Below are 24,703 nucleotides of genomic sequence, written 5' to 3'. Positions count from 1 at the left end.
GACCATTTCTTCCTGTCTCGATCTGTAACACCTAGGTCCAATTTCCATCCCTAGTTGTTACAGATCAAGACATTTCGGCAACTCCTTTCCCCATCCTATTCAAATACAACAATTTTGTTAGTCTCGGTTAACCTTTAAGCCTAAAACGGGTACCCTTTACGGCGTCAAACAAACGGCACGCAGGAGTGCACCATGCTCAACCATCTCAAACAACACTTTGGTTCCCGGCGCACCGGTGGTCACGGAGGCCTAGACATTGCGCGGCATATCGGCCCCGGGTTGCTCGTCACCGTCGGCTTTATCGACCCGGGCAACTGGGCCTCCAATATGGCCGCGGGCTCGCAGTTTGGCTACGCGCTGCTGTGGATCGTCACGCTGTCCACGATCATGCTCATCGTGCTGCAGCACAACGCGGCGCACCTGGGCATCGCCACGGGCATGTGTCTTGCCGAGGCCACGACGCGCCACCTACCCCGCCTCGTCGGGCGTGCGATACTCGGCAGCGCGTATCTAGCCACGGTCGCCACCGCCATGGCCGAAGTCCTGGGCGGTGCGATCGCGCTTCAAATGCTCTTTGGCCTGCCCGTACGCGCCGGCTGCATCATCGTGGCGGCGGCATCGATTGCCATGCTCATGACAAGCTCCTACAAACGCGCCGAGCGATGGATCATCGCCTTCGTAGGCGTGGTAGGACTTTCGTTTTTAGCCGAGCTTGCACTAGTCAAGGTCGACTGGCCGCAAGCCGCCGCAAGCTGGATCACACCCTGTATGCCCACCGGCTCGGCCGCGATTATCGTAAGTGTCCTAGGCGCGGTCGTTATGCCCCACAACCTCTTCCTGCACTCCGAGGTCATCCAATCCATGCACTTTGAAGGCCAAGGCGAGCAGGTTATCGAAGAACGTCTGCGCTACGAGCTCTTCGACACGCTCTTTTCGATGGGCGTGGGCTGGGCAATCAACTCGGCCATGGTCATCCTGGCCGCAACGACCTTCTTTGCGCACGGCATGGTCGTAGACGACCTCGCCGTCGCAGCGGCCACGCTCTCCCCCATTCTGGGCCCGGCAAGCTCGACCATCTTTGCGGTGGCACTGCTGTTTGCGGGACTATCGAGTAGTGTGACGGCGGGCATGGCGGCGGGCACCATCACCGCGGGCATGTTCGACGATGAATACGACATCCACGACCGACATTCCTCGATCGGGGTGGCGGCCTGCTTCGTCGGCGCAGTGGCGGCGTGCTTGGTCGTCCCGAATCCTTTTGAGGGTCTCATTTGGAGTCAGGCGCTGCTGTCGCTTCAGCTGCCAATTACGGTCTTTGTGCTCATACGACTCACCAGTTCGCCCCGCGTCATGGGCAAATACACCAACTCGCGCCCGCTCAACGCGCTGCTCGTAGGAATCGGCGTCATCGTGACGATTCTCGACATCGTGCTGCTAACGGGGATGTAATTGGGATGGCGTAACTGTCCAGATATAACGTCTCAATCTGTAACACGTGAGACCGTTTTAAACCGTCAGATAAATCAAAAGGGTCCCGGCCGAGAATTCGACCGGGGCCCTTGGACAGAGCTATATGTTGTTGCAAGTCGTGTGTCTACGAGCTACTCCTCGACAAGCTCAAACTCATCGGGGCCGACGCCGCAGACCGGGCACACGTAGTCCTCGGGCAGCTCGGGCGTGTCGACCTCAACCTCGTAACCGCAAACGGTGCACACAAACTTATACGTCTTCTTCTCCTCAGCCATGATGTTCTCCTCTCGAACGTGACTGCTGGTGTACTTACTTATTAGTATATATTCTCAATAACATAATGCAAGTATTTTTAGAACATTTCTAGCCTTGATACGACGAGGCTTTGGGCGGCGTCTTGCCCTTTAGCACCTTGTGATAGTAGTCGTACGTCAGCGGCGTCTCGTCGCTCAGGCGCTCGGCATCCTCGACCTCGCCAATAAACAGCAGATGCGTGCCCACATCCACAGTGTCGATCAAACGGCAGCTAAACAGGGCCGCCGCGTACTCAGGCACATAGGGCATGCCCAGAGCCGTCTCGCGGGTCTCGTATTTGGCAAACTTGTCATAATCGCTGCTGGTGCGGAACCCAAAGTTACCGATGTAGAGCATGTCGGCAGTCTGATCGATCACGGTCAGCGCGAACGCTTTGGCCGATGCGATGACGCCCGAGGTGACATTGTCCTTGTTCACGGCAACCGAAATACGCGGCGGCATGGACGTCACCTGCACCGCAGTGTTGATGACGCAGCCGGCGCGCAACCCGTCTGCCGCAGCGCTCACCACGTACAGACCGCTCGGCATGGTAAAGAACGCAGTTTTGTCCATAACGATCACTCCCCTAGCTCGGGTTGGAACCTCATGAATGTATGTACCCACAAAAAAGGCGGCACCCATAACGGACGCCGCCTTTAAGACATATGTGTCAGAACAGTAAGAAAGATGAGACGCCCGCAGTTGCGGTGAAATAGGGACTGAATAGCCCCTCAAACAGGCAAAACAGTCCGTATTCCACCGCAACTTATACAGAGTGCCTAGCGGTTGCGTTCCTTAAGGGCGCGGTCGATCTCGCGTTGGACATCACGCTTGGCCATGTCCTCGCGCTTGTCGTAGAGCTTCTTGCCGCGACCTAGACCCAGCAGCAGCTTTACGCGGCCGTCGGTATTAAAGTAGAGCTCCAACGGAACCAGCGCATAACCACGGTTGCGAAGTTTGCCGTCAAGAAAGTCAATCTCCTTGCGGTGCAGCAGCAGACGACGCCGACGGTCGGGATCGCGATTCCACACGCCACCATGGCTATAAGGGTGGATATGCAGGCCGACGAGCCAGCACTCCCCGCCGCGGATCAGCGCGAAGGTATCGGTGATCTGGCAGGCGCGCTCGCGAATCGACTTGACCTCGGTGCCACTCAGTTCAATACCGCACTCAAATGTCTCATCGATAAAGTACTCGTGATGTGCCGAGCGATTCTTGGAAATGAGTTTGCGCTCGCGCTTACTGGGCATCGCCGGCCTCCTTGGCGCCGTCGGCGTTTGAGCCCGCAGCCTCGCGCTTTGCCTTGCGCTCGGCATTGAGCTCGGCGTCGCTCTCGCGCACCAGTTTGATAATCGCCGCGCAGGCCTCCTCGCCCACCAAGTCGCGAGCACGCACCGTCAGGCGCGTCGCCTCCTGCTTGTCGCCGTCACTTGCAGCATCGGTCGCGCACATAATCAGGCAGATGGCAATCTCGGCCGAAGGCGAGGTCGGCACACCTTGCAGGGCCAGTTCACCCATCACGTGGTCGTCGCTCTCATCGGCGGCATCCGGATAGGTGGTATGGATCTTGTTGAGCAGGCGCGTCGTATGCGCATCGTTGGGCGCCAGGCGCAGCGCCAGACGCGCGCAGCCCACGGCAGCCGAAACGTTCTCGGTCTCGGGCTCCAAGAAATACTGGCCTAGATTGGCGTAGGCGCGGGCGGCGCACTTGCCATCGCTTGCACGCTCCAGCACCGAGAACGAGAGCGATGCCCATTCCTGCTTGTCCTCGAGTGCGCGGAACAGCTCGGCCAAATCCAAGCGATAGTTGCAGTTCATGGGGTCCCAACGCACAGCCTGCATCAGGGCATTACGAGCGCTCACATAATCCTGCTGGCGAATGTAGGCAAACGCCATGTCAGAGTACAGGCGGTCAAACGGCACCTCGACCTGCACGAGCTCGCGCGGATCCTTCTCCACGCGGCGATAGGCCAAGCGCTCAAACTTGCTATCGAAGCTAAAGTATTGGCGCTTCTCCTCCGTCTTGCACTCAGCGTCGATATACTCCTCGGCGAGCTCCACCAGACGCTCCAGCAGCGGCGTCGCCGTAGCCAGGTCGCCCTGCGCCAGATAGTTCTCGGCATACGTGATGTCTTGCAAGCTGATGGGCAGATCCATGGCTACTCCTCGATCTGAGCGAAACACGGCAGGCGCCGTATATACGGTCAATACACAAAACCCGGGTCTCTTACGAGGCCCGGGCGTTCAATTTTGGTAGCCCGTACCAGATTCGAACTGGTGATCTCCGCCTTGAGAGGGCGGCGTCCTAAACCGCTAGACGAACGGGCCATATGTAGCAAATGCAATGGCTGGGATGGAGGGAGTCGAACCCCCATTGACGGAACCAGAATCCGCTGTCCTGCCATTAGACGACATCCCAATGACTGCATCGCTGCGCTCGGCTGTGCCTTTGCGCAAGAAAGAAATATACGGGAAGTCTCGCCGTGACGCAAGCCCCAATTTTGACTTTTTTGAAATTCAGTCAAATTGGCCTAATTTAGTCCAACCCGTGAAGGACCTGTGAAGCCAACCGCTGTACACGAAGGGCAAAACGCCGCGAGCGGTAGCCGTCAACCGTTGGCAGATTCTACCGTGAAAACGATAGCACCAGGCAACACAATCGAAGTATCAATGATCGCGTAGATATCGAGGCGCCATGGACGAAGAGCTTGATTACCTATGGGAGACCCTGGGCCTTGAGATCACTGCCGACCTTTGGCCCGAACGGGACAAAATCCATCCCACACTGCGCCCCGCCATTACTGTGGTGCAGGCAAAATACCGCCGTGCATCCTTTTTGATCATGCGGATGTCATGGCACGCGGGACTCCCCGACCTTAAGCGAATCCAGGCAAGCCTCGTCGAGTTGTCCGGTATGCCGACCGTCATATCCGAGGCGCACCTGGAGCAGCGCCAGCGCGAGCGACTGCAACAGCAGCGGATTCCCTTTATCTGCCCCGGCGTTCAGGCATATCTGCCCTTTATGGACGAGGAGTACTGGAGCGGCAAGCCCAACAAACACGTAAAGGTCTACGATCCGCACGAATGGGCACAGCTGGCGGACTGACTGGGGCAGGCCCGCCGGCGGAAAGTGCGCCCCAGATTTCAAGCTCAAACTGGTCCCCACTTTCCCGTCGAGCCCTCAACCGGAAACCGTGTCCCACAATCGAAGCTCAGAATGGGACGTGCTTTCCGCAACCGGCCACTTTGGGAAAGCGCATCCCATTCTGGAAGCGAATTCCGGGTCGCACTTTCCGCAGCCGCTACAGCAACGCCTCGGCCCAAGCCGCTTCCCTAAAGCCGGGAATCGCAAAGTCGTCGCCCACCAGCAGCGGACGCTTGACCAGCATGCCGTCGGTCGCCAGCAGCTCGTAGCACTCCCGATCCGTCATGCCCGCATCCAGACGCGCCTTCAGGCCCAGCTCTCGATATTTCATGCCCGATGAATTAAAGAAGCGCCGCACCGGCAGCCCCGAACGAGCAATCCAGGTCGCAAGCTCATCAGCCGTGGGATTGTCCAAAACGATATCGCGATCGATATACTCTACCCCATGTTCGTCCAGCCATGCCTTGGCCTTCTTACAGGTCGAGCACTTGGGATATTCAACAAACAGTACAGTCATGGGAATCCTCCGAATATAGATCGGCCAACGCAGGCACACGCCACACGAGGCGCCTTCGTATGATGGGCCAATTGTAGCCCGCAGGTCACACGTTAAACGAACCGTACCCCGAATCCGCGCTTGATAAACGGCAGCAGTTCCATTGCCTCGGGCGTGATATGGCCCGCAACGTTCATGCGCTCGTCACCGGGAAGATCGACCCGCGCAATCTCAAGCTCGCCTTCGTAGCGCCCATATCCGCTATTGCTCACAGCGATCGACCCCGCCTTTCGCGGCAGGCCGGCTCCGGCATCCGTCGGCACGGAATCCGGCTTAAGCTTCGTACGTGACTCCTGAGACCTAAAGATGAGGACACTCGAGTCGGGCCGGTCGTGATGAATCTGCCCGCGCACATAGGCATAACCGGGCTCAAGCTCGCATTGCAGGTCCACGTATCCGGCGGAAACTTGAGCAAACTGCGCCCAGCCCGCATCGGAAAGATCGGGGTCGCCGACCAACACAATGTCGCAATCGGCGCCATGTGCAAGCTCAAGCATATTGAGAGCAACCTTTGACGCGCGACCGCGCTGCGCCTCGACCGTCGGCAGTCCCTCGAATACCGGCCCGCGAACGTTAGCATCACCCGGCACAAAAGCCATGATTTCGAATCCAAGCGCCGCAAGACGAAGATTCGTCCGAGCAACATCTTCAAGAGCTAAACCGGTATAAGGCTTGGGGTAAAAATTGTGGCAGGCGGCAAAACGAGTCACATCGGCGCCGGCTTCACGCCACGATGCGATTTCATCAGAACTCACCGTCGATGCATTGACCACAATGCGAAATACACCGGACAGCTCCGCGACCCGCTGGGCGCTAAAGCCATAGTCCAAACGAAGGTATTCCAACCCCAGATCGCGCAGGTCCTCGATACGCTCAAGCCCGAGCAAATCGCACGTACGCGGCCCCACATCGGCAATGAGCGCAATGCCGCGGGCGGAAAGCAGCGACAGCACATGACGGACCTTATCGGCATACGCCGCTCCCCCATCCTCGGGAATATGCAGCGAGGTGAACGCATAGCGCGCACCCGCCGCGGCACCACGCTCAATCGTCCGCTCAATATCCTGCAGAGGGCTGGAAAGATAAATCGAAATACCCGTTTTCACGCTTCAACGCTCCTTTAAAAAAGGCCGGCGGAGCAGTTAGCCCCGCCGGCACAACCATAGCATCAAGAAATCTGCCGCGCACCGCGAGCCCCGAGCAACACGGCTCGCGATATCAAACTACTCGCCAAAGAACTCGTTGATCTTCTGCTCGTCGACGCCAAAGAACCACGTCAGGACAAAGCCGGCGGCATAGGCAAGCAGCATAGCGGCAACGTAGCCGAGTTGCTGGCCAGGAACGACGATCAGCAGGCCAAACAGACCGGAAACGCCCTGAGAAACCGTGCCGATGTGAAGCAGCGCCGCGAGCGCGCCGCCAAATCCGGCACCCAGGCAGGCCGTCACAAACGGACGAACGAGCGGCAGCGTAACAGCATACATCAGAGGCTCGCCCACACCCAGGATTCCAACGGGAATGGACTCTGCGACGTACTTCTTGAGCTTGGCGTTCTTGGTCTTAAAGTACAGCGCCAAACCGGCACCGACCTGGCCGCCGCCAGCCATCATAAGGATGGGAAGCAGGTAATTGATACCCTTGGTAGCGCCGTCGGGATCGTTGAGCATAGCGTGGATCGGCGTGAGCGCCTGATGCAGGCCGACGGACACCAGCGGCAAGAAGCCTGCCGACAGGATATAGCCGCCCAGGACGCCCAGTTTCTCGAAGATAAAGGTCAAAACGCTAAAGATGGCAGTCGTCAGCCATGCGCCAACCGGCTGGATGACGAGCATCAGAGCAAAGGCGCCGATGATGAGCACCAGCAGCGGGGACAAGAACGTGTCGAGTGCGTTGGGCATAACCTTGCGAATCTGACGCTCCATCCAGGCAAAAAATGCACCAGCGATGAGAGCCGCGATCATGCCGCCCGCTGCGGGGTTGTACTGCGCATTGGTGAGCGGCAGCAGAATGGCAGTGGCAGGATCAGCCGCGCCAGGCGCAAGCAGGGGCATGGCACTGTTGGCGATACACATCATGCCGGCGATGCCGCCCAGCGCAGCGGAGCCACCAAACTCACGCGCCGCGTTATAGCCCACCAAGATAGGCAGATAGGCAAACAGGGCCCAGCCCATGGAACGAATGCCCTGGTACCACCACTCGCCTGCAAGCGCGCCTGCCGTCGAAACGTTAATGACGTTGCAGATACCGTTGATGAGGCCAGCCGCAATGATGCCGGGAAGCAGGGCGACGAAGACATTGGAAATCTTCTTGAGGAAGGCCTGAACCGGCTTGGACTCGTACTTGGCCTTCTGCGCGGCCTTGTTTGTGGCCGCAGCGTCAACCACGCTCTCGTCAGCAACGCCTTTCGCAAGGCCGGTGAGCTTGGAGAACTCCTCGAGCACCTTATTCACCTTGCCCGGACCCAGCACGATCTGCATCGTGTCGTCCTCGACCAGGCCCATCACGCCGTCGAGTGCCTTAATGCCCTCCGTGTCGACGTTGCCCGCGTCTTTGACGGTCACGCGCAGGCGCGTCATGCACGCCGCGTTTGCGAGCACGTTGTCTTTACCGCCCAAAAGGTCCAGCAGCTTTTGAGCCAGCTCTTTGTTCGTCATAACTCCTCCTTGTATTGGGTATCTCGTCTGGATGTCATATCAGCTCACGCCGCGCACCTATTGGGCATCGGCATTGCTCTTCTCATGGCCACTCACCGCAGCACGGACATGACCTCGCGCCCGCTCAAGAGCTACCGCAGCCTGCTCGGCATCGCAGTCCAGCAGTACCGAGACAATAGCGGTTTTTACGTGGCCGCCGGCATCTGTAAGCGCCTGAACAGCGCGCTCGCGCGTGCAGCCGGTCGCCTCCATCACGATGTTCTGGCCGCGCACCACCAACTTCTCGTTCGTCTGCTGCACATCGACCATCAGGTTTTGGTATACCTTGCCGATCTTGACCATGGCACCGGTCGAAATCATGTTGAGAATGAGCTTTTGAACCGTTCCCGCCTTGAGCCTCGTTGAGCCGGTCAGCACCTCGGGACCGGGCACGGGCTCAATGGCAAGATCTGCGCTCTCCCCGATCTTCGACCCTTGGTTGCAGGCAATTGCAATGGTCTTGCACCCAGTTGCCTTGGCGTACGCAAGGCCGCCCACCACATAAGGAGTACGGCCGCTTGCCGCCAGGCCAACGACAAGATCCTTGTCCGAGAGTCCACGCTCTCGCAGGTCGTTCGCGCCAAGCTCATCGCTGTCTTCGGCACCTTCGACAGCCTTGATAAACGCCGTCTCGCCCCCGGCAATGAGCCCGACGACCAGATCGGGCGATACGCCAAACGTAGGCGGGCACTCCGAAGCGTCAAGCACGCCCAAACGACCACTAGTGCCCGCGCCCATGTAAAAGACGCGACCGCCGCGCTCAAGCGCCTCGGCAGCCCAGTCGATTGCCGTGGCAACCTGTGGCAACACTTTCGTGACCGACTGGACGGCACGGAGATCCTCATCGTTCATCGTCGTGACGATTTGCAGCGATGTCATCGTATCGAGGTCCATTGACCTTTGATTACGCTGTTCGGTCGTGAATTTTGTTAAATCGAGCATTTCATTCACCTCATCTTTCCTGTTTCTCGATGTAGTTTTGCTTAATGACATGCGTCGCCCGTTCGTAGTCACTGGCAACGTAAGCAGCGTACAGGGCATCGACAACCATAAGCTGGGCCATACGCGAAGCCATGGCACCGCTGCGGACCAAAGGTTCACTCGCAGCGACGCCGAGCACGGCATCGGCCATGGTGGCAAGCTTGGATGATCCATCTACTTTGGTAACGGCCACAACGGGACAGTTGTGACGTTGAGCCTCGGCGGTGCAGTCCAGCACCTCTTGCGTCAAGCCCGAGTAGCTAAAGGCGATTGCCATATCGCCCTCATGCATGTTCTTGGCACATAAGAGCTGATCATGCCAGTCGTCGTACAGATGGCACTCTTTGTCGACACGCATGAGCTTTTGCGCCAGGTCGTGCGCGACCAAACGAGAGGCACCAATACCGAACAGATTGACCGCGCGTGCCCGCTTAAGACGGGCCGCGCATCGCTCCAAGACGGTGTAATCGAGCGTTCGCGCCGTCGCCTCGATCGTACGCACGTTGCTTTTCATCACCTTCCCCACGATACGTTCGACGCTGTCATCCATGGAGATGTCCTCGAGGGCTACGTCTTTCTTGTCACCTAAGAGCGCCAGCTCGGCAATCAGTTCGCGCTGGAACTCCTTGTAGCCCGCAAAACCCAAACGCTTGCAAAAGCGCAAAATGCTCGAGGGCGAGGAGAACGTGACATCGGCAAGACCGCGGACGGACAGCCCGACCACCTCGTGCGGATGAGCGCTTACATATGCGATGACATTGCGTTCCGCCGGGCTCGCGCTGAGCTCACGCTCGCGAAGCCGCAAAAGCAATCCGTTTGCCATCTCAAACACCTCCGTTGAGAAGAATTAAAGACCAACGAACGATTCGTACCGGATACAAACAGCTTTTGCGGTACATTGTGCCGCATCGTGGCGCACAAAGGGCGAGCGTTCTACCACTCGCCCCTCAAATCCGACCGCTCGGAAATACGCGCGACACAAAATAATTCAGCAAGGTCGCATTATCAGAAACGGGTTTGTTACCGGCTAGCGCCTCGCATGGGCGCCGATCGGCCGAGTCGCATGGCGCACCAACGCCGCCGCCAGCAATACCAACAGCATGGCGGTGACATAGCCCGCAGCATCGAATCCTAAATCGATAACGTCGAAATGCCTGCCGGGAACAAAGATCTTATGTACCTGATCGCCAACGGAGCAGGCGGCGCAAAAGAGCAATACGGGCACGCAACGGGAGCATACGCTCCACGGACGCCTGGAAAAGCAAACCACGACCACCGAGGCGAACAATCCGACGAAGAAAAACTCTACGGTATGGGCAACGCGACGGACGTTCGTGCCCACCCACATGCGAATGGAAGCAAGTCGGCCAGACCGGACATTCGAGGCAGCCGAATCGGTGCCCCCGGTCATTCCGTTCTCCGCCTGAGCTTCACCCGTGGCATCGACAGCCTGAACGCCCGTAGCCTGGCCCTCCACCACACGCGCGGTAGACTCGCTCAGCAACGACGTCTCCACCGCATTTTGCTCCGTCAGCACCCAGATGCCCGCCAGCGTTGCAGCGAACAGAGCGATCGCGGTCCATCCGATTATTTGTTTTACGCGCGCCAAGGGTCAACCTCCTTTTTTGAATATCAGCGAGTGTAGCCCCAAATGACATCGTCACCGTATCAAAATTTGAATCGCAACAGGAAGCGACAAAGCGACGCAAACCCCTACCCCGCCTCGCGCATCCAGCGATCGAACGTCCCCACACACACGCCCAGGCACTTTGCTGCCTGGCTGCGGGTAATATCGCCCGCCTCATAGCTATCGCGCACCAGCTCAAACTGAGGAGGGCACGGCTTGCGAGGTCGACCGAAACGGACCCCTCGCGCTCGCGCCGCTGCAATCCCCTCCGCCTGGCGCCGATGGATATTCTCGCGCTCCACCTGCGCCACGTAGCTCAGCAGTTGCAGCACAATATCGGCAATCAGGGTGTTGGTCACATCCGGCGCGCCGCTGGCCCTGACGCGCGTGTCAAGCAATGGCATGTCCAACACCACAATGGCAACCCCGAGCTCCTTGGTAATGCGTCGCCATTCCTCAAGAATCTCGGAGTAATTACGGCCAAGTCGGTCGATAGAAAGCACCACCAGCACGTCCCCGTCTCCCAGGACGTGCAGCAGCTCGCGATAACGCGGTCGATCGAAGTCCTTGCCGCTCGCATGGTCGGCATAAATATTCGCCGAGCCCACGCCATAGGCGCCCAGCGCATCCAGCTGCCGATTAAGATTCTGATCGCGCGAACTCACCCGCGCATAACCGTACACCGTCGCCATCTCATCCCCGCTTTCTTGTAAACCTGCCAAAAGGGACAGGTTTATTTTGGTAGGTTTTACCTCTCAAATAGCAGGTAAGCGGGTGGCCGAGCAGACGGCAAGGTAGTCACGATTCAAATGCGAAGGGCGGTCCCGAAAGGCCGCCCTCCGCTCCCCCACCATGAGTCGGGATTTGGCTAATGGATAAGCTTAAAGTCCAAGTGCCCACGCGTGGTATTGACGCGCGAGACCTCGATGATCACGCGCTGCCCCAGCTCGTAACGGGCGCCCGTGTCGGCACCTGTGAGCGTTAGCGCGTCCTCGTCGAACTCGAACCACTCGTTGCCCAGACTCTTGATCGAAACCAAGCCTTCGACCTGCGTTAGGTCCAAGCGCACAAAAAGGCCCATGCTGCTAACCCACGAGACGGTTCCGGCATAGCGCTCGCCCAGACGGTCCTCATAGTACTGGGCAATCTTGATCTTTTGCGTCGCATGGCTGGCGGCATCTGCCGCGCGCTCGGCATCGCTGCATGCGCGGCAGATCTGCGGCAGAATGCGCGGCAGCGACTCGCGCCCCTTGCCGATCAGCCGCGGCGTGCGCACCAAGGCGTCCTTGCCGCCAAGCCGCTCATAGGCCAACTGCAGTTTGAGCACGCGGTGCACCACCAGATCGGGGTAGCGACGGATGGGACTCGTAAAGTGACAGTAGCACGGCGCGGCGAGCGCAAAGTGACCCTCGTTGCGCGGCTTGTACAGCGCGCGCTGCATGCTGCGCAGAAGCAACGTGTTGACGAGCGGTGCGCTGGCCGTACCGGCGGCAGCATCAACTGCAGCCTGCAGTTCATCGGGGCTCCCCAGGGCAATACCGGCAGCACGGCAATCGTCGATGATGCCTAGCTGCGCCAGCGCAACGGCGGCACCGTGCAGGCTATCGGGGCTCGGATCCTCATGCACGCGATAGCAGGCCTCGACATCACGGTCTGCCAGCCACTCTGCAACGCACTCGTTGGCGAGCAGCATGGCCTCCTCGATAAGCGACGTGGCACACGAACGCTCACGTGCCACAATCTGCACGGGTACTCCGTCCTCATCCAACAGAGCACGAATCTCGGCCGTGTCAAAATCGACTGAGCCGCGGGCGCGACGAATACGACGGCGGAGTTCGGCGAGTTCGTTGGCGGCGACAAGGAAATCGCCGAGGTCGACGTTGTAGCCGCGGGCGGCCTCCTCGCACGCAAGACCGCGCTCAAGCGCTTCCTCGCGCGAGGTCTCGGCAGCCGCAACATCCTCGGCCGCGCCCTCCAGCACCGAATACTCAACCGCGCCGGCACGCACCAGCAGCGCCTCGACGCCGTCATAGTCCATACGCACACGCGAGCGAATCACGCTGGGGTACGGATCGTAATGCCGCACGCGACCCTGCGCATCGAGCTCGATATCGACGGTAAACGCAAGACGGTCCTCGTCAGGGCGAAGCGAGCACAGGTCATTGGACAGGCGTTCGGGCAGCATGGGAAGCACGCGATCGGCCAGATACACCGATGTCGTACGATGGCGAGCCTCAAGATCGATATGCCCGTCCCAAGCCACATAGTGTGAAACGTCGGCGATATGCACACCCAGCTTGTAGCCACCCTCGGGCGTGCGCTCCAACGAAATGGCATCGTCAAAGTCGCGCGCGTCGACCGGGTCGATCGTGATGACAAAGCGGTCGCGCAGATCGCGGCGGAGCGGGTCCTTAAGCGCCGCGGACACATCGAGCGAAAGCCCCTCGGCCTCGTCCAGCGCGGCCTCGGGATAGCTATCGGTATAGCCGTAACGCGCCATCACATATTGAACGCCCAAATCGGGCGCGTCATCTCCGCCAATGCGGCGTTCGATCGTCACGGTGCCCGATTCCAGTCGCGTCGGGTAGGTCAAAATGCGCGCGACAACGGCATCACCCGGGTGGACACCCAGACGATCCGCCGAGGTATCCTCGGGCAAAATGAAGAAGTCGGCCTTCAGACGCGAATCGAGCGGCTCAATCACACCGAGCGGACCGGCGGTCTGGTACGTGCCCACCACGCTTATGGCTGCGCGCTCAACCACGCCTTCGATCACGGCGCGCCGCTCACCGTGCGGGCTGTTCTTAATGCTCACGGCAACGGTATCGCCATCCATAATCTCGCGCTTGCCACGGCCCATGACCTTGTAGTCGCCATTCTCGGTTATGACATAGGCACTGTGCTCATGGAGCTGCACGCGCCCGGTCAGGCTCGGACGGCGTTCGCTGCGCACCGGCCCGCGCTTATTGCGAGCTCCACGCTTATGCTTGTTATTGCGCCCCATGGCGCCTCCTAACTATCGATTGCCGACTCCAAAGAGTCTACCCAAATGATTCGCCATCCTGCCGTCCCCTAGGGATCAAAAAACGGGCCGCCCCATAAGAGACGACCCGTTGGAAGGGATGAATTCCAGGCATGCCTACACGCGCAGGTAGCGGCGCATGGCGATGGCAGAACCAAAGAGACCGATAATCACGCCGACCAGAATCAGCGCAGCATAGGTCACCAGGTAGTACTGCATCGGCAGGGCAAACGACATCCAGCCGATGCTCTCCTGCAGACGCGGAATCATCAGATTGCGCAGCAGCTCCAGAACGCCGATGGAAAGCAGCGAGCCCAAAATGGCCTGCAGCACGCCCTCGGTGATAAACGGGCCACGAATGAAGCCGTTGCTGGCGCCGACCAGACGCATAATCGCAATCTCACGACGACGCGCCGTGATGGACAGGCGAATCGTGTTGTTGATGAAGATGAATGCGATAAAGGTCAAAAGGCCAACGAGCACCACGGCGGCGATGCGGATGTAGTTGGTCACCTGGAACAGGCGGCTCACTTCCTCCTGGCCGTACAGCACGCTCGCGTTGACGTCGCCGTCATCCGCGATCTTCTGGAAATCGGCATCCTTCTTGAGCTTCTTGGCCGTGCTCTCGACCTGAGACGGATCGTCCATCTCAATCGCAAACGAGGCGGGCAGCGGGTTCTGGCCGTCGAGCGCGCTCATGGTGGCGTCGGCGTTACCCGACATCTTGCTCGTGTACTCGGCCAGTGCGTCGTCCTTATCCTTATAGGTCACGGACTTGACGTTGCTCCACGTCTTGAGCTCGGCCTCAAAGGCCTGGACGTCTGCCTGATCGGCGTCATCGCTAATAAAGGCATTAATGACAACCTGATCCTCGACGGTACCGATCACGGAGTTCAGCATCGCGGAACCCATAATGAACAGGCCGATGATAAACAGCGAAAGGAAGATCGTGATGACGGCGCCGAGCGAGGTAGTCCAGTTACGGAAGAAGTGGCTGATTGCCTCTTTGAAGGAGTAGCCCACGTTAGTTGGTGCCATAGTTGCCGTAACCTCCCCTCTCCTGGTCGCGGATGACGTGGCCGCCCTCGAGGGCGATCACGCGACGGTGCATGCTATCGACCATCTCGCGGTCGTGCGTGGCGACGATCACGGTGGTGCCGGTGCGGTTAATACGCTCAAGCAGCTTCATGATGCCCAGCGAGATCGCCGGGTCGAGGTTGCCCGTGGGCTCGTCGCAGATCAGCAGCGGCGGACGGTTGACCATAGCACGGGCGACGGCAACGCGCTGCTGCTCGCCACCGGAAAGCTGGTCGGGCAGCGAGTCCATCTGATCGGCCAGACCGACCAGGCGCAGCACCTCGGGCACCTGGCTGCGAATGACGCCCTTGGGCTTGCCGATGCACTGCAGGGCAAACGCCACGTTTTCGTAGGCGGTCTTTTGCGGCAGAAGCTTAAAGTCCTGGAACACGGCGCCAATCTGGCGGCGCAGGAACGGAACCTTGCGGTTCTTGATCTTCATGAGGTCCTGACCGGCAACCAGGATGCGGCCGCTCGTCGGCTTGACGTCGCGGTTGAGCGTCGACAGCAGCGTGGTCTTACCCGAGCCGGAGTGACCGACCAGGAAGACGAACTCGCCCGGATAGATCTCGATGTTGATGTCGTCGAGTGCAGGCTTGTTGGGCTGTGCCGGATAGATCTTGGTGACATGCTCCATAAGGATGACGGGCTCGACACCGGCCTGCTTGGCCATCTTCTTGCGGCTGGCCTGCGGATCAATGGGTGCAAACACCGACGTAAAATCGGGGTTGTTGAGCGCGTTATCGAGGCTTGCGACCTCGGCGGCCTGATCGCTCTCGACCACCGGGGCAGCAGGCTGCGTGGGGTCGGGAATAGCGGCAAAGAGACCGGACTGCGCAGACTGAGGAGCCGGCGTCGCAGGGGCCATGGGGTCGGGAATGCCGGCCATGGTAGGCTGCGGCGTGGCGGCGCCAGCCTGAGGCTGCTCCACGCGAGCGGTCACGGCCTGAACGGGTTCAAAACCCGCCGTACCGGAAAGCGCGACATCGCTGGTGGGATTGTAGGCAAAGGGATCGGATGCCGGCTGTGCCTGATCTGCCGGCTGAGCGGGGGCCTGAGCAACAGGCTGGCCCTCTGAATCCGGAGTGGCGAAACGACTGCCCTGGACGCCTGCCTGCGTCTTGGGGGCATCATCGCCCGCACCGGAGGTACGGAAGTGGTTACCCACTGGTGCTCCTTATCGTCGTGCGTTTAAACTACATGAGCGCTTTGTATTTTAGCAGCATTAGCTTTGCTGCACATAAGAAGCATGGCGTGCTTAGGGATCCCGTCGGCCGTGCACAGGGTTACTCTCCAAATCGTCCTCGGACATGTCGGAGCCCCCGCTGCGCACTACGTGCGGCGGGGGCTCCTCCGTCCTGCGGAAAGATTTGGAGAGTAACCCTGTGTCCGGCCTGCGATAACTAAGGGGTCGCTGCGTTTATCTTGAGGTGCTGCATATACAAAGCTGGAAGGGTCTGAATTGCGCTTTGTCGATATATGCCCTTTTTCCTGATGGGACCGTGCTTGAGGGGCGTCTTCATGAGTTGCGGTGAAATAGGGACTGTTTTACCAGTTAAAAGGTCTAATCAGTCCCTATTTCACCGCAACTGAAACAGGGGCGCTCTCCAAGAGAGCGCCCCTGCCGGGTTTCCATAGTTCTGGCGAAGCAGTCCTTGAGATCCGCCTTGCCCTAGGCCAAGAACTCCTTGGTGGTCGCCACGATGTTGGCGGCGTCCAGGCCGTACTTGTGCAGGAGCTCGGCACCCGGGCCGGACTCACCGAAGGTGTCGTTGACGCCGATCTTCTTGAGCGGCGTCGGGCACTGCTCGCACAGGACGTCGGCAACGGCGCTGCCCAGGCCGCCGATCACGGAGTGCTCCTCGACGGTCACGACGTGGCCGGTCTTGGTGGCGCTCTTGACGATCAGGTCGGCATCGATGGGCTTGATGGTGTGCATGTTGATGACCTCGGCGTCGATGCCCTCGGCAGCGAGCTGCTCGGCGGCCTCGAGAGCCTCGCCGACCATCAGGCCGCAGGCAATGATGGTCACATCGGCGCCCTCGCGCATGACAATGCCCTTGCCCAACTCGAACTTGTAGGTCTCGGGGTCGTTGATAACCGGCGAGGCCAAACGAGCGAAGCGCATGTACACCGGACCGTCGCACTCGTAGGCGGCGCGCGTCACGGCGCGGGCCTCGACGTCGTCGGCAGGAACGATCACAGTCATGCCGGGGATGACGCGCATGAGGGCGATATCCTCGCAGCACTGGTGCGTGGCACCATCCTCGCCCACCGAGATACCGGCGTGCGTGGCACCAATCTTAACGTTGAGGTGCGGGTAGCCGATGGAGTTACGGACCTGCTCAAAAGCGCGGCCGGCTGCGAACATGGCAAAGGTGCTCGCGAAGGCAACGCGGCCGGTGGTCGCGATACCGGCGGCGACGCCCATCAGGTTGCTCTCGGCGATACCCACGTCGAAGAAGCGGTCGGGGCAGGCGGCCTTGAACTTGCCGGTCTGCGTGGCGGCGGCCAGGTCGGCGTCGAGGACCACAAAGTCATCGTGCTCGTTGGCGAGCTCGACGAGGGCCTCGCCGTAGCTTACGCGCGTGGCGATTTTTTTGACGTCTGCCATCCTAGAGCTCCTCTCCGGCGGCCGTGAGCTCTGCCATGGCCTGCTCAAACTGTTCATCGTTGGGGGCCTTGCCGTGCCAACCAACCTGGTTCTCCATAAAGGACACGCCCTTGCCCTTCAGGGTCTCGGCGATAATGGCGGTCGGCTGCCCCTTGGTGGCGCGAGCCTCGGCAAAGGCGGCGCGGATCTGGTCGAAGTCGTTGCCGTCGGCGAGCTCCACCACGTGGAATTTGAACGCGCGGAACTTGTCGGCGAGCGGCATGGGGTCGTTGACCTCCTCGACGGGGCCGTCGATCTGCAGGCCGTTGTGGTCGACGATCACGCAGAGGTTATCGAGCTGCTGGTTGCCGGCAAACATGGCGGCCTCCCAGACCTGGCCCTCCTCGCTCTCGCCATCGCCCAGCAGGGCGTACGTGCGGTAAGTATCGCCCCAGTGCTTGGCGGCAACGGCCATACCCACGGCGGCGGAGATACCCTGGCCGAGCGAGCCGGTGGACATGTCGACGCCCGGGGTGTCGTTCATGTTGGGATGACCCTGCAGGTGGCTGCCGATATGGCGCAGCGTCTCGAGATCCTCCTTGGGGAAGAACCCACGCTCGGCGAGCACGGCGTACAGGCCCGGAGCGCAATGGCCCTTGGAGAGCACAAAACGGTCGCGATCGGCCTTGCGGGGATCGGCCGGGTCGACGTTCATTTCCTCAAAGTACAGATAGGTCATGATGTCGGCAGCGCCGAGCGAACCGCCCGGATGGCCGGACTTGGCAGCGTGCACGCCGGTGACGATGCCCTTCCTTACCTCGTTGGCAACCTTTTTGAGCTCTTCGTCGCTCATTGTGCCTTCCTTTCATCCTCATTAGACAAAATGCGCACGGCACCGAAGGTAATCCCAACACAGCCGCAATGCACGTACGTCATTCATTATGCTGGAAACTGATGGCTTTACCAGAGTTTTTATCATTATTTGAACAATTTAGCAGGCAGAACCGCTGATGAAACGGTTTATCAATGTGAACGTCTTTTGGATGGAACGCGATCGACCCTACGCGGTAATGTCCTTGAATCCCTCGCCGAAGGCTTCCGTAACGTCGGCAACCGTCACGATGGCATGAGGATCGCGCTCGCGCACGATCGTCTTGAGGGTATTGAGCTCTCGACGGCTCACGATGACCATAATCACTGGCTTCTCGGCACCCGAATACATGCCAGTCGCCTTAAACTTGGTACAACCACGACCCAGGCCATACATGATATCGGCAGCGATATCAGGGAACTTGTCCGAGATGATGAGTACCATACGGCGTTTGTTGCCACCATCGACCACGGCATCGATCACGTAGCCGCTAATGACCATCGAAAGGCCTGCATACAGTGCGTTTTCGATTGAAAAGACCGGAGCCGATAGCGCGCATACGGCAACATCGATCGCCATGACGGTCGAGCCCACCGGCAGCGAGGTGTTACGCGAGATGATTTGGCCAATCGTGTCCGAGCCGCCGGTGTTGGCGCCGGCGCGCAACACCATGCCGTAACCGATGCCCGTAATAATGCCGCCCCACATGGCAGGGAGCATCAGGTCCGCATCCGCCAGAGGTGCTACAAACGGGGCGAACAGATCGGTAAAGAAGCCCAGCAGCACAAAGCCCGTCGCGGTCTGCACCACGTAGAACATGCCGCCCTCGCGCATAACGACCAACAACAGCAAGGCGTTCATCACGATCGTCTGAATACCAACGGGAAGCGATAGGCCGCGCGCCGCGCCGACCGCCTGGATAATGGTGGCAAGGCCCGTAACGCCACCGGCGGCAAGACCGTTGGGAATCAAAAACAAGTCGGTCGCGATGGCGGCCAAGGCACACCCCAACATGATCTGGGGCAGGTCGTGAAAGAAGTTCATCGAAAGAATGCGCTTGATGTCCAGACGATATGCCATGCTGCCTCCCTCAAAAAAGCGCACCCAAACGGATGCGCTTTGAACTTCTTCTTGTATTCGATTCTACCGATTCGCCGGACAAAAACCACCCCTGCGCAGGGTTTATTCTGGATACAAACCCGTCCAACCGTTGGGCTTGGCATCGGCTTGAAGCCACCCGATGTTTTAGACCTCCGAGCCTTCTGCATCGGCGTTGCCGGTAGCCCAGCGATGGTAGCCAATAACAAACGGGTCCAGGTCGCCATCGTCAAGGACGGCCTCGACATTGCTGGTCTCCACGCCCGTGCGTAAGTCCTTGACCATCTGGTACGGGTAGAGCACGTAGCTGCGAATCTGGTTGCCAAAACCAATCGTGGTCTTGGGTCCGCGGATCTCATCGAGCGCCTCGGCGCGCTTCTCGAGCTCAATCTCGTACAGGCGAGCCTTGAGGATCTGCATGCACGCGGCCTTGTTCTGAATCTGGCTGCGCTCGTTTTGGCAGGTGACCACAATGCCGCTGGGAAAATGCGTCACGCGCACGGCGGAGTCGGTGGTGTTGACGCCCTGACCGCCCGGGCCGCTCGCGTGGTACACGTCCACGCGGATGTCATCGGGACTGATCTCGATGTCGATATCATCGGGTAGCACGGGGATGACCTCGACGCCGGCAAACGTGGTCTGGCGGCGCTTCTTGTCGTCGGTGGGGCTAATGCGAACCAAGCGGTGGACGCCGGCCTCGGCGCGCAGCATGCCAAATGCGTCCTTGCCCTCGACGGTAAAGGTCGCACGGTCAATGCCGATGACCTCGGCCGCGGGACAGTCGTTGATGGTGACCTTCCAGCCGCGACGCTGGCAGTACTTCATGTACATCTTAAAGAGCATGAAGGTCCAGTCCTGGGCCTCCAGACCACCCTGTCCGGGCTTGATGGTCACAATGGCATCGCCGTGATCGAACTCACCGGTAAACCAGCTCGAAAGCTCAAGCTCATCGATGGCACGGGCCAGGCGCTCAGCCGTGGCTGCAGCCTCCTCGCGAAGGGCGGCGGCGTCGGGGTCATCCCCCATCTCCTCGGCAAGCTCCAGCGCGGCGCGGGCATCGGAAAGCTCGCCGCGCGCGGTGTCCACGGCAGCGATATCTTCCTTGGTGCGCGCGATCTCCTCCATGGTGGCACGGGCGGCGTCGGCGTCATCCCAAAAGCCAGGGGCAACACTTTTGGCCTCGAGCTCGAACACGCGGGTACGCTTCTCGTCCAGGTGGAGATACGACTCGACCTCACCGAGCCGGTCCGCAAACGCGTCCAGCTCGGCGGGCGTTACCTCTAAAGCCTCAGCCATTAACGATTCCTGCCGTGGCAGTACTTAAACTTCTTGCCGCTACCGCAGGGGCACGGGTCGTTGCGGCCCACGTTGACGTACGGATCGTCGCTCTCGGACTTGCGATAGGTGGTCACCTTGCCACCGTTGTTGACGGCAGCCGGACCACCCTGGACAGCCATGCGGGCCTGCACCTGCGCCTGCTTGCGCAGCACCGAGCCGACGTTGTCACCATCGACCTCGGCAGGACCGGAGAAGTGCGCACCCTCGAGCGCGGGCTCCTCCTTGTGCTCCACGGCACGCGGGGCAGCCTTGATCTCGATGCGCAGAACCGTACGCAGATAATCCTCGTACATGGTATCGACGAGTATCTGGAACGCGCCGTAGGCCTCGGTCTTGTACTCAACCAGCGGGTCGCGCTGGCCAAAGCCGCGCAGGCCGATGCCGGTCTTGAGGTAGTCCATCTCCTGCAGGTAGTTCATCCAGCGGGTATCGATGACGCGCAGCATGACCTGGGTGTTGAGCTCGCGCATCAGGTCCTCGCCCAAGCGCTCGGCCTTCATGTTGTAGCACTTCTCGACGTAGGCCAGGACATCGGCAGCCAGGGCCTCGTAATCCTCGTCAGGGAACTTGGGCGTATCGATATGGCCGGTCAGCTCCACGACCCACTTGCGCAGGCCCTCGAGATCGCGCTCGCCATCGTGGCTGTCCTTGGTGCAGAACTCCTGCACGCAGCGGTACACGGTGTCGTGCATGACCTCGGTGATGTGGTCGGTCAGGTCCTTGCCATCCAGAATCTTGTTACGCTCGGCGTAGATGACCTGGCGCTGCTTGTTCATGACGTCATCGTACTCAAGGACGCTCTTGCGCATGGAGAAGTTGATGCTCTCGACCTTGTGCTGGGCACTCTCGACGGCCTTGGAAATGATCTTGTGCTGGATGGGCATGTCGTCGCCCATGTCAGCCGTGACCATCATCTTGGAGACACGGTCCATCCTGTCGCCGCCGAACAGGCGCATGAGGTCGTCCTCGAGCGACAGGTAGAACTGGGTCTCGCCCGGGTCGCCCTGACGGCCGGAACGGCCGCGCAGCTGGTTGTCGATACGACGGGATTCATGGCGCTCGGTGCCGATGACGGTCAGGCCGCCGGCGGCAAGCACGCGCTCGCGCTCGGCCTTGCAGGTCTCCTTGGCCTCGGCGTTAAACTGCTCGAGCTGCTCGGGCGTCACGTCCTCCATGGTCAGGCCCTCGTACTCCAGGCGCTCGCGCACCAGCTCGTCGGGGTTGCCGCCCAGCAGGATGTCGGTGCCACGACCGGCCATGTTGGTGGCAATGGTCACGGCGCCGTAGCGTCCGGCCTGGGCCACGATATGGGCCTCGCGCTCGTGGTGCTTGGCGTTGAGGACCTCGTGCGCGATGCCGCGCTTGGTAAGGGCGGCCGACAGCTTCTCGGAGCTCTCGATGGAGACGGTGCCCACCAGGACCGGCTGGCCCTTGGCGTGACGGCGCTCGACGTCGTCGGCAACGGCGTTGTACTTGGCCTGGATGGTGCGGTACACCAGATCCTCGTGGTCAACACGCTGCACGGGTTTGTTGGGGGGGATGACCTCGACAGGCAGTTTGTAAATCTCGCGGAACTCGGCGTCCTCGGTGAGTGCCGTGCCGGTCATGCCGGAAAGCTTATCATACAGACGGAAGTAGTTCTGCAGGGTGATGGTGGCGAGTGTCTGGTTCTCCTCGCGTACGAGCACACCCTCTTTGGCCTCGATGGCCTGGTGCAGGCCCTCAGAATAGCGGCGGCCCTCCATGATGCGGCCGGTGAACTCGTCGACGATCTTGACCTCGCCGTTGGTGACCACGTACTGCTTATCGCGGTGGAACATGTACTGGGCCTTCAGCGCCTGCTGCAGGTGGTTGACCAGCTGGCCCGAAAGGTCGGCGTAGATGTCCTCGATGCCCAGACGGCGCTCGATCTTCTTAAGACCGCGCTCGGTGGCGGCGATAGTGTGCTTGGCCTCGTCCATGACGTAGTCGCCCGTGGGCTCGACGTCCTCGGTGGCGGTGAGCATGTCGTGCGACACGTCCTCGCCGCGCTCAAGGCCACGCACAGCACGCGCGAAGTCCTTGTAGGTGCTGGCGGACTTGGTGCCGGCACCCGAGATGATGAGCGGCGTTCTGGCCTCATCGATCAGGATGGAGTCGACCTCGTCGACGATGGCGTAATGGTGGCCGCGCTGCACACGCTGCTCGGGGCGGGTAACCATGTTATCGCGCAGGTAATCGAAACCGAACTCGGAGTTGGTGCCGTACGTGACGTCGGCCTGGTAGGCCGGACGCTTGAGCTCGAGCGGCATGTTGTTCTGGAGCAGACCGACGGTCATGCCCAGGTACTTGTAGATGCGGCCCATCCACTCGGAGTCGCGCTTTGCCAGGTAATCGTTGACGGTAACGACATGCACGCCCTTGCCGGCGATAGCGTTGAGGTAGCCGGCCAAGGTGGAGACGAGCGTCTTGCCCTCGCCGGTCTTCATCTCGGCAATATGACCCTCATGAAGCGCCATGGCGCCGATGAGCTGTACGTCAAAGTGGCGCATGCCCGTGATGCGCTTGGAAGCCTCGCGCACGGTGGCAAAGGCCTCGGGAAGCATGTCGTCGAGCGACTCGCCGTTGGCGTAACGCTCGCGGAACTTATCGGTCTGGGCGCGGAGTTCCTCCTCGGTCATCTTCTCAAACTGGGGCTCAAGACCGTTGATCTGGTCGACGATCTTGTAGTAGCGCTTAAGGTCCTTATCGGATCCAAAGGACAGCAGCTTTGACATGAATCCCATGTGGTTTTCCTTTTTGGCCATCGCCCACGCCGTGCAGCTGCGGGCGAGTTAAACACAGATGATTGTACTTTAGCCAAACAAGGCGCGGCCTATACGGTCGACCTCGACCGCCACGTAATAACTACGACCCGACCGACCTGCCAAAAAGGGACTGGTTTATTTTGGCAGGTTTTATCTGGGAAAACGCCGTCACTCTGCCATTTGGTGCAAACCAACCCGTCCCCTTCGCACCAATCTGGTGCAATGGGAACGGGTTAGCCTGCACCAATAAAAAGAAAAGGGCCGCGCACCCAAACGGATGCACGGCCCTTTTGCCATGAATGCGAGCGATTCCTCGGCGAGCTATTTACTCAGCAGCCTCGGTGGTCTCGGCCTCGGCAGCGGCCTCCTCGACGGGAGCCTCTGCGGGAGCCTCGGCGGCCTGCTTGGCAGCCTCCTCGGCAAACTTAGCAGCACGCTTGGCCTTCTCGGCAGCCTTAGCCTCAGCGGCGGCCTTGCGAGCGGCCTCGGCCTCAGCAGCCTTGGCGGCCTTGGCAGCCTTGGCCTCCTCAGCCTTCTTGAGCTGGGCGGCAGCGGCGCCACCGAACTTGTCGGCGAAGCGCTGGACGCGTCCACCGGTGTCGACGAACTTCTGCTGGCCGGTGTAGAACGGGTGGCACTCGTTGCAAAGCTCGACCTTCATCTCGGACACGGTAGCGTGCGTCTTGAAGGTGTTGCCGCAGGAGCACGTCACCGTGCACTCGACATACTGGGGATGGATACCCTGCTTCATGGTAGGACTCCTTATTAGTCAGGCGCTGGTTACCGATCAGCGCATAAGGCGTCTTGGTTTCCGACCAAGACAACAAACTCGGCTATGGTACCACGGCACCGCGCGTCCCACAAAAGGTTCACGGTCTTTTCGGAACGACACGAATCTGACCCATCGAAACACATCTCCACCGTTCTTTCAACTGGGAAAATGCCGTCCCCGGGGCCTGAGAAGGGCCCCGGGGACGTTCGACTGACTGCGGGAACGGCCTTTCCGCTCAATGTGTTCGGCTGAGATCGGAAATCAACCAAACTGAACTAGGTTCAGTTGACATGGTTAAAAACGGGGGCGACGCTTTTGCGTCGCCCCTCGTCCCGGCCGGGTTGCTTTAGTTGTACACACGGTAGTTACACTTGAACTGG

General features: G+C 60.0%; 22 protein-coding genes and 2 tRNA genes. 2 read left to right on the top strand and 22 right to left on the bottom strand.

Translation table 11 applies throughout. The annotated features are described in order from the left end of the window. Window positions 1-192 precede the first annotated feature (192 nt). On the top strand, window positions 193-1,449 hold the full coding sequence (locus I4W09_RS06920; RefSeq protein WP_196033099.1) for an Nramp family divalent metal transporter: 1,257 nt from the start codon (window positions 193-195) through the stop codon (window positions 1,447-1,449). A 152-nt stretch (window positions 1,450-1,601) separates the two neighbouring features. On the opposite strand, the gene I4W09_RS06915 is transcribed toward I4W09_RS06920, so the two are convergent. The 6 genes from I4W09_RS06915 to I4W09_RS06890 all read right to left on the bottom strand — a co-directional run bounded on the left by I4W09_RS06915 (window position 1,602) and on the right by I4W09_RS06890 (window position 4,183). Beyond that, on the bottom strand, window positions 1,602-1,745 hold the full coding sequence (locus I4W09_RS06915; RefSeq protein WP_006235327.1) for a rubredoxin-like domain-containing protein: 144 nt from the start codon (window positions 1,743-1,745) through the stop codon (window positions 1,602-1,604). An 88-nt stretch (window positions 1,746-1,833) separates the two neighbouring features. Next, window positions 1,834-2,337, bottom strand: coding sequence for a flavin reductase family protein (locus tag I4W09_RS06910; RefSeq protein WP_196033096.1), 504 nt, complete (start codon window positions 2,335-2,337; stop codon window positions 1,834-1,836). A gap of 206 nt (window positions 2,338-2,543) precedes the next feature. Then, window positions 2,544-3,014, bottom strand: a complete 471-nt coding sequence (smpB, locus tag I4W09_RS06905) for an SsrA-binding protein SmpB (protein WP_006235325.1) — start codon at window positions 3,012-3,014, stop codon at window positions 2,544-2,546. Continuing rightward, complete coding sequence (locus I4W09_RS06900) at window positions 3,004-3,921, bottom strand: tetratricopeptide repeat protein (RefSeq protein WP_006235324.1); 918 nt, start codon at window positions 3,919-3,921, stop codon at window positions 3,004-3,006. Before I4W09_RS06900 ends, smpB begins: the two co-directional genes overlap by 11 nt. A 94-nt stretch (window positions 3,922-4,015) precedes the next feature. Further along, a tRNA-Glu gene (locus I4W09_RS06895) sits at window positions 4,016-4,092 on the bottom strand. 17 nt (window positions 4,093-4,109) lie between these two features. Continuing rightward, window positions 4,110-4,183: transfer RNA gene (locus tag I4W09_RS06890), tRNA-Gln, on the bottom strand. 276 nt (window positions 4,184-4,459) lie between these two features. Here I4W09_RS06890 and I4W09_RS06885 point away from each other — a divergent pair. After that, the gene (locus tag I4W09_RS06885) at window positions 4,460-4,870 is read left to right on the top strand and encodes a hypothetical protein (protein WP_006235322.1); all 411 of its coding nucleotides are present in this window, start codon (window positions 4,460-4,462) and stop codon (window positions 4,868-4,870) included. Window positions 4,871-5,066: 196 nt separating this feature from the next. Here the strand turns inward: I4W09_RS06885 and I4W09_RS06880 are convergent, their stop codons facing one another. The 16 genes from I4W09_RS06880 to rpmE form a co-directional block, all read right to left on the bottom strand. After that, window positions 5,067-5,426 carry an arsenate reductase family protein gene (locus tag I4W09_RS06880; RefSeq protein ID WP_006235321.1) on the bottom strand — a complete coding sequence of 120 codons (360 nt, stop codon included), beginning with the start codon at window positions 5,424-5,426 and terminating at the stop codon, window positions 5,067-5,069. A 92-nt stretch (window positions 5,427-5,518) separates the two neighbouring features. After that, the gene (locus tag I4W09_RS10700; RefSeq protein ID WP_161115426.1) at window positions 5,519-6,571 is read right to left on the bottom strand and encodes a MupG family TIM beta-alpha barrel fold protein; all 1,053 of its coding nucleotides are present in this window, start codon (window positions 6,569-6,571) and stop codon (window positions 5,519-5,521) included. A 117-nt stretch (window positions 6,572-6,688) separates the two neighbouring features. Beyond that, on the bottom strand, window positions 6,689-8,119 hold the full coding sequence (locus I4W09_RS06870; RefSeq protein ID WP_055310344.1) for a PTS transporter subunit EIIC: 1,431 nt from the start codon (window positions 8,117-8,119) through the stop codon (window positions 6,689-6,691). 57 nt (window positions 8,120-8,176) lie between these two features. Further along, a complete protein-coding gene (murQ, locus tag I4W09_RS06865) occupies window positions 8,177-9,100 on the bottom strand; it encodes an N-acetylmuramic acid 6-phosphate etherase (protein ID WP_196033092.1) in 924 nt (307 codons plus the stop codon). 10 nt (window positions 9,101-9,110) lie between these two features. Beyond that, window positions 9,111-9,962 (bottom strand): MurR/RpiR family transcriptional regulator, encoded by an 852-nt coding sequence (locus tag I4W09_RS06860; protein WP_055310345.1) that lies wholly within the window; start codon window positions 9,960-9,962, stop codon window positions 9,111-9,113. A gap of 204 nt (window positions 9,963-10,166) precedes the next feature. Continuing rightward, complete coding sequence (locus tag I4W09_RS06855) at window positions 10,167-10,748, bottom strand: VanZ family protein (RefSeq protein WP_196033089.1); 582 nt, start codon at window positions 10,746-10,748, stop codon at window positions 10,167-10,169. Window positions 10,749-10,852: 104 nt separating this feature from the next. Next, window positions 10,853-11,458: a recombinase family protein gene (locus I4W09_RS06850; RefSeq protein WP_035137411.1), complete on the bottom strand. Its 606-nt coding sequence runs from the start codon at window positions 11,456-11,458 to the stop codon at window positions 10,853-10,855. A gap of 176 nt (window positions 11,459-11,634) precedes the next feature. Continuing rightward, a complete protein-coding gene (locus I4W09_RS06845) occupies window positions 11,635-13,770 on the bottom strand; it encodes a ribonuclease R family protein (RefSeq protein ID WP_196033086.1) in 2,136 nt (711 codons plus the stop codon). Window positions 13,771-13,905: 135 nt separating this feature from the next. After that, entirely contained in the window at window positions 13,906-14,826 is a 921-nt protein-coding gene (gene ftsX / locus I4W09_RS06840; RefSeq protein ID WP_055310349.1) for a permease-like cell division protein FtsX, read from the bottom strand. Next, window positions 14,813-16,033 carry a cell division ATP-binding protein FtsE gene (gene ftsE / locus I4W09_RS06835; RefSeq protein ID WP_271739717.1) on the bottom strand — a complete coding sequence of 407 codons (1,221 nt, stop codon included), beginning with the start codon at window positions 16,031-16,033 and terminating at the stop codon, window positions 14,813-14,815. Before ftsE ends, ftsX begins: the two co-directional genes overlap by 14 nt. Window positions 16,034-16,537: 504 nt before the next feature. Then, on the bottom strand, window positions 16,538-17,479 hold the full coding sequence (locus I4W09_RS06830) for a transketolase family protein (RefSeq protein ID WP_006235309.1): 942 nt from the start codon (window positions 17,477-17,479) through the stop codon (window positions 16,538-16,540). Window position 17,480: 1 nt separating this feature from the next. Further along, window positions 17,481-18,311 (bottom strand): transketolase, encoded by an 831-nt coding sequence (locus I4W09_RS06825; protein WP_035137416.1) that lies wholly within the window; start codon window positions 18,309-18,311, stop codon window positions 17,481-17,483. 207 nt (window positions 18,312-18,518) lie between these two features. Further along, window positions 18,519-19,409 (bottom strand): YitT family protein, encoded by an 891-nt coding sequence (locus I4W09_RS06820; protein ID WP_196033083.1) that lies wholly within the window; start codon window positions 19,407-19,409, stop codon window positions 18,519-18,521. Between the two features lie 165 nt (window positions 19,410-19,574). Further along, complete coding sequence (gene prfB / locus I4W09_RS06815) at window positions 19,575-20,723, bottom strand: peptide chain release factor 2 (RefSeq protein ID WP_195521201.1); 1,149 nt, start codon at window positions 20,721-20,723, stop codon at window positions 19,575-19,577. Continuing rightward, window positions 20,723-23,530: a preprotein translocase subunit SecA gene (gene secA / locus I4W09_RS06810; protein ID WP_196033080.1), complete on the bottom strand. Its 2,808-nt coding sequence runs from the start codon at window positions 23,528-23,530 to the stop codon at window positions 20,723-20,725. Before secA ends, prfB begins: the two co-directional genes overlap by 1 nt. Window positions 23,531-23,876: 346 nt before the next feature. Next, a complete protein-coding gene (gene rpmE / locus I4W09_RS06805) occupies window positions 23,877-24,302 on the bottom strand; it encodes a 50S ribosomal protein L31 (protein ID WP_006235303.1) in 426 nt (141 codons plus the stop codon). Between the last annotated feature and the right edge of the window lie 401 nt (window positions 24,303-24,703).

The organism is Collinsella aerofaciens, from assembly GCF_015670795.1.
Taxonomy (GTDB): domain Bacteria; phylum Actinomycetota; class Coriobacteriia; order Coriobacteriales; family Coriobacteriaceae; genus Collinsella; species Collinsella aerofaciens_Q.
This window is presented reverse-complemented; position numbering and strand designations above follow the sequence as displayed.